Source organism: Allobosea sp. 05T422_2 (assembly GCF_056396265.1).
This window is the reverse complement of the sequence record NZ_JBFTLD010000211.1, coordinates 1-11,781: the sequence shown is the minus strand read 5'-3', so window position 1 is coordinate 11,781 and position 11,781 is coordinate 1. Positions and strand designations below refer to the sequence as shown.

Annotated in this window: 16 protein-coding genes; 14 read left to right on the top strand and 2 right to left on the bottom strand. The window is 65.3% G+C overall.

The window, feature by feature from the left end:
* Nucleotides 1-723 (bottom strand): DUF1254 domain-containing protein (locus AC1DJT_RS27020; protein WP_476835247.1); only part of this gene is annotated, 723 nt, incomplete at its 3' end.
* A 217-nt stretch (nucleotides 724-940) separates the two neighbouring features.
* On the opposite strand from AC1DJT_RS27020, the gene ruvC reads away from it, so the two are divergent.
* From ruvC to AC1DJT_RS26995, 5 genes are read left to right on the top strand one after another with little or no spacing between them, the layout of a single operon-like run.
* A complete protein-coding gene (gene ruvC / locus AC1DJT_RS27015) occupies nucleotides 941-1,456 on the top strand; it encodes a crossover junction endodeoxyribonuclease RuvC (protein WP_441488214.1) in 516 nt (171 codons plus the stop codon).
* A 40-nt stretch (nucleotides 1,457-1,496) separates the two neighbouring features.
* Entirely contained in the window at nucleotides 1,497-2,114 is a 618-nt protein-coding gene (gene ruvA, locus AC1DJT_RS27010; protein ID WP_069879414.1) for a Holliday junction branch migration protein RuvA, read from the top strand.
* Nucleotides 2,111-2,599, top strand: coding sequence for a hypothetical protein (locus AC1DJT_RS27005; RefSeq protein WP_476770811.1), 489 nt, complete (start codon nucleotides 2,111-2,113; stop codon nucleotides 2,597-2,599). Before ruvA ends, AC1DJT_RS27005 begins: the two co-directional genes overlap by 4 nt.
* Nucleotides 2,596-3,642 (top strand): Holliday junction branch migration DNA helicase RuvB, encoded by a 1,047-nt coding sequence (gene ruvB, locus AC1DJT_RS27000; protein ID WP_476770812.1) that lies wholly within the window; start codon nucleotides 2,596-2,598, stop codon nucleotides 3,640-3,642. Before AC1DJT_RS27005 ends, ruvB begins: the two co-directional genes overlap by 4 nt.
* A gap of 8 nt (nucleotides 3,643-3,650) precedes the next feature.
* Nucleotides 3,651-4,181 (top strand): DUF3828 domain-containing protein, encoded by a 531-nt coding sequence (locus tag AC1DJT_RS26995; RefSeq protein WP_476835246.1) that lies wholly within the window; start codon nucleotides 3,651-3,653, stop codon nucleotides 4,179-4,181.
* A gap of 9 nt (nucleotides 4,182-4,190) precedes the next feature.
* Here the strand turns inward: AC1DJT_RS26995 and AC1DJT_RS26990 are convergent, their stop codons facing one another.
* Nucleotides 4,191-4,700, bottom strand: a complete 510-nt coding sequence (locus tag AC1DJT_RS26990; protein WP_476835245.1) for a hypothetical protein — start codon at nucleotides 4,698-4,700, stop codon at nucleotides 4,191-4,193.
* A gap of 154 nt (nucleotides 4,701-4,854) precedes the next feature.
* On the opposite strand from AC1DJT_RS26990, the gene ybgC reads away from it, so the two are divergent.
* The 9 genes from ybgC to AC1DJT_RS26945 form a co-directional block, all read left to right on the top strand.
* On the top strand, nucleotides 4,855-5,259 hold the full coding sequence (gene ybgC, locus AC1DJT_RS26985) for a tol-pal system-associated acyl-CoA thioesterase (RefSeq protein ID WP_476771036.1): 405 nt from the start codon (nucleotides 4,855-4,857) through the stop codon (nucleotides 5,257-5,259).
* Between the two features lie 52 nt (nucleotides 5,260-5,311).
* Nucleotides 5,312-5,953, top strand: coding sequence for a TetR/AcrR family transcriptional regulator (locus AC1DJT_RS26980; RefSeq protein WP_441488223.1), 642 nt, complete (start codon nucleotides 5,312-5,314; stop codon nucleotides 5,951-5,953).
* Nucleotides 5,954-6,043: 90 nt separating this feature from the next.
* Entirely contained in the window at nucleotides 6,044-6,487 is a 444-nt protein-coding gene (locus AC1DJT_RS26975) for a DUF2852 domain-containing protein (RefSeq protein ID WP_113513332.1), read from the top strand.
* Nucleotides 6,488-6,882: 395 nt separating this feature from the next.
* Nucleotides 6,883-7,593, top strand: a complete 711-nt coding sequence (gene tolQ, locus AC1DJT_RS26970) for a protein TolQ (RefSeq protein ID WP_476835244.1) — start codon at nucleotides 6,883-6,885, stop codon at nucleotides 7,591-7,593.
* An 11-nt stretch (nucleotides 7,594-7,604) separates the two neighbouring features.
* Nucleotides 7,605-8,054, top strand: coding sequence for a protein TolR (tolR, locus tag AC1DJT_RS26965; protein ID WP_069879422.1), 450 nt, complete (start codon nucleotides 7,605-7,607; stop codon nucleotides 8,052-8,054).
* A 27-nt stretch (nucleotides 8,055-8,081) separates the two neighbouring features.
* Nucleotides 8,082-9,284, top strand: coding sequence for a cell envelope integrity protein TolA (gene tolA, locus AC1DJT_RS26960; RefSeq protein WP_476835243.1), 1,203 nt, complete (start codon nucleotides 8,082-8,084; stop codon nucleotides 9,282-9,284).
* 20 nt (nucleotides 9,285-9,304) lie between these two features.
* Nucleotides 9,305-10,648: a Tol-Pal system beta propeller repeat protein TolB gene (tolB, locus tag AC1DJT_RS26955; protein ID WP_476835248.1), complete on the top strand. Its 1,344-nt coding sequence runs from the start codon at nucleotides 9,305-9,307 to the stop codon at nucleotides 10,646-10,648.
* 189 nt (nucleotides 10,649-10,837) lie between these two features.
* Nucleotides 10,838-11,341, top strand: a complete 504-nt coding sequence (gene pal, locus AC1DJT_RS26950) for a peptidoglycan-associated lipoprotein Pal (protein WP_069879425.1) — start codon at nucleotides 10,838-10,840, stop codon at nucleotides 11,339-11,341.
* A gap of 127 nt (nucleotides 11,342-11,468) precedes the next feature.
* A partial coding sequence (locus AC1DJT_RS26945) for a YbgF trimerization domain-containing protein (RefSeq protein ID WP_476835242.1) occupies nucleotides 11,469-11,781 on the top strand: 313 nt, incomplete at its 3' end.

Below are 11,781 nucleotides of genomic sequence, written 5' to 3'. Positions count from 1 at the left end.
ATTCAGGACGTTGAAGGTCTCGAGCGAGCTGCGCTCCTGCTCGGGCGTCAGCGGCTTGATGAAATCGACCGTCGGCGCCGGTGCTGGTGCTGGCCTTCCCAGAAACTGCGAGAGGGGCTGGACCTTGTAGCCGGCCTGGACCGCCTTGACCTTGTCGATGTCCCCGGGGTCGAGGAGCTGGGTTCGGTACAGCACGAAGGCGAAATCGGTCTCGGAGCGGATCACCTGCTTGATGCCGGCCGGCTTCTCGCCCCTCCATTTCGGACCCGCCAGCAGATAGCTACCAGCGCCGTTCCCGGTGGCGCGGCTGCCGACATAGGCGAAATCGAAGGTGTACTGGTCGATGAACTGAAGGGAGTAATAGCGGCCCTTCTCGACCGCGGGCACCGTGAAGACGAGCGGCTCGGCGCGCAGGTCGGCACCGACATAGGAATAGGGCGTGTCCGAGTTGGGCGTCTGGATCGCCTTGTCGTCGGGCGTATAGACCCGCGCGTTGTTGACGAGCGTGTTCCAGGGAGCCTTGAACTCCGGGCTGTAGCGATCGACGAAATAGGAATGCTGAATGCGGTAATTGTCGACGAGCGGGAAGCCATAGATCGTGGCTTCCTTGGCGATGGCGCGAGCTTCGGCGGGGGTAGGAGCTTGTGCGTGCGCCGTGAGTGCCAGCGGCGGCAGCAACAGGGCAAGCGATGCGGCGAGAGAGACGAAGAGCGACGTTCTCATGGCGTATTCCCCTGGATTCCTGCGCTGAAATCTTCTCGATAACGAAAAACGTCCGGATTTCTCGCGGAATGACCGCGATCGACGAAGCATAGGGGCAAGCCGCGCGCAGCGTATAGAGGCCACGCCATGCTGTGCCGCATGCCCTGGCATTCCGGCAGCGCTCCTCAGTGGAACCTCGGTAATGGAGTACAAACCGTGTCCAGACTAGTGTGCGGACATGGCACAAGCGATTCGGATTCTCGGCCTTGATCCCGGTCTCAGGAAGACCGGCTGGGGCATCATCACCAGCGAGGGCACCAAGCTCTCCTTCGTTGCCTGTGGCTGCGTCGAAAGCGACGGAGCGAGCCCGCTTTCGGAGCGGTTGAGACAACTTCATGACGGTATCGCGCGGGTGATCGGCTCGTTCGACCCCGACGAGGTCGCGGTCGAGGAGACGTTCGTGAACCGCGATCCGCAATCGGCGCTGAAGCTCGGCCAGGCGCGCGGCATCGCGCTGGTGGTGCCGGCGATCGCCGGCCTCAGCGTTGCCGAATACGCGGCCAATCTCGTCAAGAAGACGGTGGTCGGTGTCGGCCATGCCGACAAGAAGCAGGTCCAGGCGATGATCCGGGTGCTGCTTCCGAAGGCCGAGACAAAGTCGGCGGATGCGGCGGACGCGCTCGCGGTGGCGATCTGCCATTCGCAGCATCGCGGCATGAGGGCGCTGGTTGCGCAGATGCGCGCGGCCTCGTGAGGCGCTACAGCTTGGACATGCACATGCGACGGAGCCTCTGATGATCGGCAAGCTCAAGGGGCTGATCGATTCCTATGGCGAGGATTTCGTGATCCTCGACGTGCAGGGTGTCGGCTATGTCGTGCAATGCTCGTCGCGCACCTTGCAGCGTTTGCCAAAACCCGGCGAGGCAGCGGCGCTGGCGATCGAGACCCATGTCCGCGAGGACGCGATCCGTCTCTATGGCTTCCTGTCCGACGTCGAACGCGACTGGTTCCGGCTGATGCAGGTGGTACAGGGCGTCGGCGCCAAGGTGGCGCTCGCCATTCTCTCGACGCTGGAGCCCGGCGCGCTGGCGACGGCGATCGCGACCAACGACAAGGCGGCCGTGGCGCGTTCCCCCGGGGTCGGTCCAAAGCTGGCGCAGCGGCTCTGCGCCGAGCTCAAGGACAAGGCGCCCGCCTTCGGCCATATCGATCCCGGCGTGGTGCAGCTCGCGGGCGCACTGGAGGACAGGAAACTACCGCAAGCGGTGGCGGACGCGATCTCTGCCCTGTCCAATCTCGGCTATCCGCAGGCCCAGGCCGTGGCGGCGGTGGCCGCGGCCTCGAAAGCGGCCGGCGAGGGGGCCGGGACGGCACAGCTGATCAAGCTGGGTCTCAAGGAACTGGCGAAGTGAGCAATGCCGACGCCCTGATCGTCCGCGCCGTCGAGGATAAGAGCGAGCTGCTGCAACTGATGCTGGCGGTCTGGGGCTCGCATAAGATGATGATCGACCTGCACACCTACGACGTCGCCGAGATCGATGCGCTCGGCCTGTTCACGGCTACGGGGCAGACGGCGGCGCTGGCAAGCTGGACGCGACACGACGAGACCGCCTATCTCTGCGCCCTGCATTCGCTGCGGCCGGGAGAGGGCGTGGCGGTCCAGATGCTCGCTGCGGTCAAGGCCGCTGCCCGGGCCGCAGGTGCCAAGAAGCTCAAGGCGATGCTGACCAATGACAACATGCCCGGGCTGACCTTCTATCAGCGCCAGGGCTTTCGCCTGTCCGGCCTCTATCCCGAGGCGATCGATCATTATCGCTCCGTGATTCCGACGATTATCAAGACCGGCTACAGGGACATCCCGGTGCATGACGCGCTGGAGCTGGAGATTGAACTGTGAGTGAACCCCGCCGCCTCGTGACGGCCGACCGTCGCGACGACGACAGCGAAACCTCGCTGCGGCCGCTGTCGCTGTCCGATTTCACCGGCCAGGCGGCGGCGCGCGCCAATCTCCAGGTCTTCATCAATGCGGCGCGCGCGCGCGGTGATGCGCTCGACCATGTGCTCTTCGTCGGCCCGCCGGGCCTCGGCAAGACGACGCTGGCGCAGATCGTGGCGCGTGAACTCGGCGTCAATTTCCGCTCGACCTCGGGGCCGGTCATCGCCAAGGCCGGCGACCTCGCGGCGCAGCTGACCAATCTCGAAGAGCGCGACGTGCTCTTCATCGACGAGATTCACCGGCTCAACCCGGCGGTCGAGGAAATCCTTTATCCGGCGATGGAGGATTACCAGCTCGACCTGATCATCGGGGAGGGGCCGGCGGCACGCTCGGTCAAGATCGACCTGCCCAAGTTCACATTGGTGGGCGCGACCACGCGCGCCGGCCTGCTGACGACGCCGCTGCGCGACCGTTTCGGCATTCCGATCCGCCTGCAATTCTACACGGTCGAGGAATTGCAGGGCATCGTCGCGCGCGGCGCCCGCGTGCTCGGCATCGGCATGTCGGATGACGGTGCCAACGAGGTCGCCCGCCGGTCCCGCGGGACACCGCGCATCGCCGGCCGACTGCTCCGGCGCGTGCGCGACTTCGCCATCGTCGACGGCGATCCGGTGATCACGCGCTCGGTCGCCGACAAGGCGCTGCACCTGCTCGATGTCGACGGCATCGGCCTCGATCAGATGGACCGGCGCTATCTCACCACCGTCGCGGTCAATTTCGGCGGAGGCCCGGTCGGGATCGAGACCATCGCCGCCTCGCTCTCCGAGCCGCGCGATGCGATCGAGGAGATCATCGAGCCCTTCCTGCTGCAGCAGGGCTTCATCCAGCGCACGCCGCGCGGACGCCTGCTGACGCCGCATGCCTTCCGGCATCTCGGCATGCCGGAGCCGAACCGCGAGACGGCGCAATTCGGATTGTTCGGGGACGAGGCCGAGGGCGAGTGATGCTGGGAATGCTGCGGAACCTTCTGGTCGCCGTCTTCGTCACGGTGGTTGCGGGGCCCGCCGCGCAATGGGCTGCCGCGGCCGAGCCCACTCCCGAAGCGACGGTCAAACAGGCCTATGCCGCGACAATTCGTAGCCTCGCCAGCTCCGGCCTCAAGGCCTCGCCGCCGGCATGGCGACCGCCGCATCGCGACAGGCTCTTGAGCAAAGGCCTCGCGGCGCTCTTCGCCCGCGACGACCTCTATCAGGATGAGAGCGGCGAGATGGGCAATATCGGCGCTGATCCCTTCCTCAACGGTCAGGACGGCGAGGTGAAGAACCTGCGCGTTGCGGTGACAGGGAAGCCGGCGGGCGGGCAGGCGCTTGTCACAGCCAGCTTCCAGAGCCTCGGAAAGACGGTGACGGTGCCGTTCCGGATGATCTGGGAAGCTGGCGCCTGGCGTATCGACGATATCGGCGATGGGAGCGACGGCATCCGGGAGGCGCTGTCGCAACCGTACGAGTGCGGCTCCTTCATGAAGAAGCCCTGCACGCGCTGAGGCCCGCTGCTATCGCGCGAATTTCGACCGGTGCATCGCCGAGCGTTGGCCCGCATGGTCGAGCGCGCCGGATTTCCCTGCCTTGCTGCTTGGGACGGACTTCATGCCTTTACCGGCGTGCCGKCTCGCAGGCTGCGTCTTGGCGGCCTCCTGGCGCTGCTTCAGCGCCAGCGCCTTGCGGGCAAGGCTGCGCTGGCTCGGAGCGTGCAGCTTCTCCGTGCGGCGCGTCCGCTCGGCACCGACCCGCTTCAGCGCCGAGGTCAGCATGTCGGCCTTCGCCTTGGTGCCGCTGTTGTCGGAGGCAGCGCGCGCGCCCTGCGGCTCGGATTTGCKGCGCATCTCGCGCCGCTGCTGGCGGGCGATCGAGCGAGCCCGGTCGCGGCGTTCGCGCAACTGGACCGAAAGCTCCTTCAACTCGGCATCGGTCGCGCCGCCGATGGTTCGGCGCTGGGTCCGGGTAAAGAGCTCGTATTCCGACTTGTCGAGAAGACGCTGGATTGCCTTGGTCGATTGGGCCATGCCGTTTCTCCTTGCTAGGCTGTCGGTGAAGCAACCTTAKCGACGGCGCGAGGTTCCGGGTAGCGTCGCGTCGATCATGCCCGTGYGCGGTTGTTCCGGCTGMCATGCCCGGTCTAAAGGTCGGGAAACGTCATCACGGAAATCCCGCAGCGACATGAGCGCCGTCCACCAGCTTCCCGTCCGGGTCTATTATGAAGACACCGATTTCTCCGGCGTCGTCTATCACGCCTCCTATCTGCGTTTCATGGAGCGCGGCCGGACCGAGTTGATCCGCGCGCTCGGCGTTGAACAGCGCGAGCTGTTCGACGGGGACGCGGCGTTGGGGTTCGCGGTGCGCCGCATGACGATCGATTTCCTCAAGCCCGCCGTGATGGACGACATGCTGACCGTTGAGACCGTTGCGACGGCTGCACGCGGCGCGACGATGGATATTGCCCAGCGCGTGCTGCGTGGCGAGGAGGTGCTGATCACTGCCGAGGTCAAGGTCGCCTGCGTCGGCGGCGGGCGGGCTCGGCGTATTCCCGACACGCTGCGCCACCGGCTGGGGCTCGATGCATGATKGGCGGTGAACATCGTCGACGCCATTCGCCCGCTATGTTAGCGCTCCTTACATGATCGGACGGCGGCCGGATTCGGAGCGACGCGGCTATCACCACGGCAACCTCAAGGAGGAACTGGTGAGGGCGGCGCTCGAGCTGATCACAGAGAAGGGCGCGAACGGCTTCACCGTTGCCGAAGCCGCACGGCTGGCCGGGGTCAGCCCGACGGCGCCGTATCGGCATTATCGCGACAAGGTCGAACTGATGGCCGATGTCGCGACGCGCGGCTTCCAGGCCTTCGAGGCGGCACAGTCGCGCGCCTGGAACGAGGGCAGACCCAATGCATGGACTGCCTTCCAACAGTTAGGCCAGACCTATATCGCCTTTGCTCATGAGCAGCCGGCCTATTATTCCGCGATGTTCGAGGCTGGGGTACCACTCGATGCCAGCCCGGAATTGCGTCTCGCGGCGGATCGTTCCTTCCAGATGCTGCGCGCGGCCTGTGAGGCCCTGATCGCGACCCTTCCGGCGGGGCGCCGGCCGCCGGCGCTGATGATGGCGCTGCATGTCTGGGCGATGTCGCATGGCGTGGCAGCCTTGTTCGGGCGGGCCGATGCGGGCCGTCGCTCGTTGCCGATGTCGGCGGCCGAACTGCTGGAAGCCAATATGCTGATCTATCTGCAAGGGCTCGGCCTCTCGGCACCAGCGAATTGAAACCGGCCTCCGCCGCTTGACAGGGATCGGGTGCGTTCCCATAATGTGTATGTGACTAACATACACACTCACTGATATCGCGAGGGATCGATGCCGATCGTTGCGAGGCTTGATGAATATGGAAGAGGGGCCTGGTTCGCCTTTGCGGTACTGGGCTTCATCGTGTGGTGGCCGCTTGGTCTTGCGACCCTGGCCTTCATGTGGGGGAGTGGACGCATGTCTTGCGGATATGCCGGTGGAAACCGGTTCGAGCACCGGATGAGCCGTCTTCAGGAGAAGATGGATCGCATGCGGGAACGCATGGGGGAACGCGGCGGCCCTGGCGGCGGCTGGGGTCGATGGGGCGGTCCGCCGTCCAGCGGCAACCATGCCTTCGACGAGTACCGCGCAGAAACCCTGCGCAGGCTTGAGGACGAGCAGCGCGAGTTCCAGGACTTCCTGGGGCGTCTGCGCATGGCCAAGGACAAGGCCGAGTTCGACCAGTTCATGGCCGATCGTCGGCCCGGCAGCCAACCGGACCAGGATGCGGCCTGACGTGTCCGCCTGAAACCTGACGCCAGAGATGGCCCGCCTCGGCAACGAGGTGGGCCATTTTGCTTTGATGAGACTCCGCGCGCAGGGGGGCTCAGCGCATCCGCTCGCGCCGCCCCAGAGCCCGCAGCAGCGGCGCGCCGTTCGATTCGTTTCGCTGTCAACCCGGCATTAACCTTGCTGGGTGCTTAACTCGACCAGCACGAGTCGCTGATKAAGAAAACCCCGGATGCGCCCATCTTTCGCCGGATTCAAAGGCAATTGACAGGAACGGCATGTTCCCCAGTTCGCAAATTCGGTGGTGGCGCGAGGTATTCGTGGCCTCGGTCATCGATTTGGTCGGCGGGAGATTGGATCAGCAGCGCTCGATCGCGCTGACCGTCTGAAAGGATGACAGRATGAACCCCGCCGAGGTTGCGCAGGCTGCGCCACAGATCGACATGTCGTTCTGGACGTTGTTCTGGCACGCCCATATCGTCGTCAAGCTGGTCATGATGGGTCTGCTCGGCGCCTCTGTGTGGTGCTGGTCGATCATCATCGACAAGACGCTGCTCTATCGCCGCACCCGCCGCGATATGGATGCCTTCGAGGAGGTGTTCTGGTCCGGTCGGTCGCTGGAAGAGTTGTATCGCGATCTCGCGAGCAAGCCGGTCAATGATATGGCGGCGGTCTTCGTCGCGGCGATGCGGGAGTGGAAGCGCTCCTTCGAGAATGGCGGCCGCTCGGTCGCCAGCCTTTCGGCACGTATCGACAAGGTTCTCGACGTCACCATTCAGCGCGAAACCGAGCGGCTGGAATCGAAGCTGCTCGTGCTCTCGACCATTGCCTCGGCCGCTCCCTTCATCGGCCTGTTCGGCACGGTCTGGGGCATCATGAATTCCTTCACCGCCATTGCGGTCTCCAAGAATTCCTCCCTTGYCGTGGTGGCGCCCGGTATCGCCGAGGCGCTCTTCGCCACCGCTATCGGCCTGTTCGCCGCGATTCCGGCGCTGATGGCCTATAACAAGCTGCAGGCCGAAGTGGCCAAGGCCCAGAACCGCCTCGAAGCCTTTGCCGACGAGTTCTCCGCGATCCTGTCGCGGCAGATCGACGAGCGGCTGGCGGCATAAGGGGCTGCACGATGGGCATGTCAGCAGCGACCGGCGCCAAGGCCGGAGGCAGGCGGGGCCGGCGCGGCCGCCGCCACAGCGCGATCGCCGAGATCAACATGACGCCGTTCATCGACGTCATGCTGGTGTTGCTGATCATCTTCATGGTGGCCGCGCCCCTGATCGCGACCGGCGTTCCGCTCGATCTGCCGCAGACCGGGGCGAAGCCGATCAATGTCGACCAGAAGCCGATCACCATTGCCATCGACAGCAAGGGCCAGATCTTCCTCCAGGACCAGCCGACGCTGGAGCCCGATCTGGTGACGAAGTTGCATGGCCTCGCCAAGCAGGGCTTCGACGAGCGCATCTATGTGCGCGGCGACCGTCAGGTCGATTACGGGCGCGTCGCATCGGTGATGTCGACGATCACGTCGGCCGGGTTCAAGCGTGTGGCGCTCGTCACCGAGCCCGCAACGCGCTGACGACGTGAAGGCGAGGTATTTCCAGCCGTGAAGCTCTCCACCTCCGAACCGGGAATCGCGCTCTCCGCTCTCGGCCACGTGACGTTTCTCGTCGCGGGGCTGCTGGCGTTCTCGTCGCCGAATCCCCTGCCGGAGAACGAAGAGGCGATCGCCGTCGAGATGGTCGATCCGAGTGCACTGAACCAGGTCACGCGTGGCGAACGCAAGGCTGAGAAGGTGCAGGAACAGCCGGTCCAGCGCGCCGAGCGCCAGTCGGAGACGGTCGAGCGCAAGGAAGCCGGTGAGRCCAAGCAGGACACCCCTGCGCCACCGACGCGGCCCGCTGAATTGAAGACCGCGGACGACAACGCTTCGGCGCCAATGCCGCCAGCCCGCCCTGCGCTGCAGCCCCCGAAGCCGGAGCCCAAGCCGCCGGAGCCGGCGAAGCAGCCGCCGCAGAAGGCAGAGGCTGCGGCTGAGCCAAAGCCGGATCTGCGCCGCGAGGAGCTCGCCAAGCTCGCCGAGGAAGCTGAACTGGCCTCCAAGGCGAAGCAGGCCGAGGAGGATGCCAAGGCCGCTGCCAAGGCGAAGGCCGAAGCTGAGGCGCAGGCCAGGGCCGACGCTGCTGCCAAGGCCAAGGCGGAAGCGCAGGTCAAGGCGGCCGCTGCCGAGGCGGCCAAGGAAAAGGCTGAGGCGGAAGCCAGGGCGAAGGCCGAAGCGGAGGCCAAGGCCAAGATCGCCGCCGCCGCCAAGGCAAAGGCCGAAGCCGAGGCCAAGGCCAAGCGTGAGGCGGAGATCGCCAAGAACTTCAACCCGACCGATATCGCCAAGCTTCTGCAATCGAAGGAGCCGGCGCAATCCTCGGGCTCGTCCGCGCCGCAGGTGAACCGCACCGCTTCGCTTGGCACCGAGCGCGGCGCATCGCAAAAGCTCAGCCCTTCGCTGCGCGCGCAGCTTGTCGGGATCATTCAGGACCAGCTTCTGAAATGCTGGAACGTGCCGATCGGGCTCGCGAATGCGAAGGGCGCAGTCGTGCCTTCGGTGCGGATGAAGCTGAATACCGACGGCTCGCTCGCGGGCCAGCCGGGCGTGATCAACACCTCGTCCGATCCGCTGTTCCGGGTCGCGGCCGATTCGGCCCTGACGGCGACACGCCGTTGCGCGCCCCTGCGCATTCCTGCTCAATTTGCCGCTTACTATGACGACTGGCGTGATGTCGTCGTCAATTTCGACGCTAGGGACGTGCTGTGACCCCCATGTTTCGCAACTCCATGATCAAGGGCGCCGGTCAGACCCGTTCCGGGCTGACGCGCCGCCACGCGCTGACCCTTGCCGGATCGGCCATGTCCTTGCCGCTGCTGGTGCCGGCGGCTGCGCGCGCGGAACTGGTGATCGACCTGCGCAAGGGTACTTTCCAGCCCATGCCGATCGCGATCGCCGATTTCGGCGGCGAGGCCGGCGTGATGGTGTCCGGCGTGATCACCAACAATCTCAAGCGTTCCGGCTATTTCCAGCCGATCGACAAGTCGCGCCACCCCGACAAGAACCCGGCCTTCGATGCAGTACCGCAGTTCGAGGCCTGKAAGGCCGCCGGCGTGCAGGGGTTGGTGACGGGCCGCGTCTCGCGCGACGGTGGCCGGCTTCGCGCGGAATTCCGGCTCTGGGACGTCGTCACCGGCGAGCAGATCGACGGGCAGCAATATTTCACCGACCCGAACAACAGCCGGCGGGTCGGCCATATCATCTCGGACGCGATCTTCACGAAGGTCACGGGCGTCGGCGGCTTCTTCGATACCCGCGTCGTCTTCGTCGACGAATCCGGGACGAAGGAAAACCGGCGCAAGCGGCTCGCCATCATGGACCAGGACGGCGCCAATGTGCGCTACCTGACCAATGGCGAGGTCTCGGTCGTGACCCCGCGCTACTCGCCTGTGGCGCAGGAAGTCGCCTATATGGCACAGCGCACCGGCGAGCAGCCGCGCGTGCATGTGCTGAATATCGAAACCGGACAGCGTCAGGTCGTCGGGAATTTCCCCGACATGACCTCGAGCCCGCGCTTTTCACCGAATGGCGCGAAGATCGCGCTCAGCCTGCAGCAGGGCGGCAACGCAAATCTCTACATGATCGATATCGGCTCGCGCACGACGACGCGGCTGACTTCGACGGGCGCAATCGACACCTCGCCCTCGTTCTCGCCTGACGGCACCCAGATGGTGTTCGAGAGCGACCGCGGCGGTTCGCAGCAGCTTTATGTGATGGCGCTCGGCGGCGGGGAGGGCAAACGCATCTCCTTCGGCCAGGGCTCCTATTCGCAGCCGTCATGGTCGCCGCGCGGCGACCTGATCGCCTTCACGCGCCAGGGCGGTGGCGGCTTCGCCATCGGCGTGATGCGGCCGGACGGCTCGGGCGAGCGTATCCTGACCGAAGGCTTCCACAACGAAGCACCGAACTGGGCGCCGAACGGCCAGTACATCATGTTCTTCCGTGATCCAGGCGGGCAATCCGGCGGCAAGCTCTACATGGTCGATATCACGGGCCGGGTCGAAGTGCCGGTGCCGACACCGGCTTTCGCCTCGGATCCGAGCTGGTCTCCGCTGCTKACGACGGCGCGCTGAGGCGGCAATCTGTTGCTGTCGCGCAACAGCTCGGAGAATGCTGCATTTCGCTGCAATTGGTTAACCATACGCCGCAATGCCGCCACTTCGCCTTGATTTGGCAAGGTCTCGTTTAGGTTGACACATCATTGATGTGTCTGAGTTTCAGACTTTCTGATTGCGGAACCTAGACCCGCCTGGAGAATCAACATGCTGCTTGCCTCGCTCGCCAGCCCGCGCACTGCCCGTTTCGCCGCCGCCATCGCCGCCACGCTCGCACTGGGCGCCTGCGCCAAGGACCAGAACGCCGAAGCCGGCTTTGGAGCCGGCGGCGCGGCCACCCCGGGCAGCGCCCAGGACTTCGTCGTGAATGTCGGTGACCGCGTCTTCTTCGAGACCGACTCGACCGACCTGACGCCGACGGCCGTTTCGACCCTCGACAAGCAGTCCTCCTGGCTGCAGCGCTACCCGCGCTACACCTTCACCGTCGAGGGCCATGCCGACGAGCGCGGCACCCGCGAATACAACTATTCGCTTGGCGCTCGCCGCGCCCAGACGGTGCGCGACTATCTGACCTCGCGCGGCATCCAGGCCAACCGGATGCGCACGATCTCCTACGGCAAGGAGCGCCCGGTGGCGGTCTGCAACGACATTTCCTGCTGGTCGCAGAATCGCCGTTCCGTGACCGTGCTCGATGGCGCCGGCGGCGTCTGAGCATCCGGCTTTCTGAAATCTATCGAGGCCGGCACTTTCCCTGCGGAAGTGCCGGCCTTTTCATATTTTGGCCGCGGTGACAGCGTGTGATAACCCGTCACTTGAGAGAAACAGTCCGGTCTTCATGATGGTTCGAGAATTTGCCTTTCTACCCAGCCGGGCGCGACTGCTGGCTGCTGTCGCCTTCGGGGCCATTACATGGGCTGCGTTGCCGGCTGCGGCGCAGGATGCAGCCGAGCTGACCGTGCGCACCGGGCKACTGGAAAACCAGGTCCGAGCGCTGTCTGGCCAGATCGAGCAGTTGCAGTTCGAGAACCGCCGGCTCACCGAGCAGCTCCGCAAGTTCCAGGAGGATGTCGATTTCCGCCTGAACGAGCGCGGCGGCGGTGGCGCTCGCCCCGGTGGCGCCGCGCCAGGGCCGGCTGCCCAGCCGCCGGCGA

Coding starts and splice junctions, on each gene's coding strand:
- ybgC (WP_476771036.1), top strand. CDS start 4,855: ATGAGCGCCGTCCACCAGCTTCCCGTCCGGGTCTATTATGAAGACACC.
- AC1DJT_RS26995 (WP_476835246.1), top strand. CDS start 3,651: ATGCTGCGGAACCTTCTGGTCGCCGTCTTCGTCACGGTGGTTGCGGGG.
- AC1DJT_RS26980 (WP_441488223.1), top strand. CDS start 5,312: ATGATCGGACGGCGGCCGGATTCGGAGCGACGCGGCTATCACCACGGC.
- pal (WP_069879425.1), top strand. CDS start 10,838: ATGCTGCTTGCCTCGCTCGCCAGCCCGCGCACTGCCCGTTTCGCCGCC.
- AC1DJT_RS26975 (WP_113513332.1), top strand. CDS start 6,044: ATGCCGATCGTTGCGAGGCTTGATGAATATGGAAGAGGGGCCTGGTTC.
- ruvA (WP_069879414.1), top strand. CDS start 1,497: ATGATCGGCAAGCTCAAGGGGCTGATCGATTCCTATGGCGAGGATTTC.
- ruvC (WP_441488214.1), top strand. CDS start 941: ATGGCACAAGCGATTCGGATTCTCGGCCTTGATCCCGGTCTCAGGAAG.
- tolR (WP_069879422.1), top strand. CDS start 7,605: ATGGGCATGTCAGCAGCGACCGGCGCCAAGGCCGGAGGCAGGCGGGGC.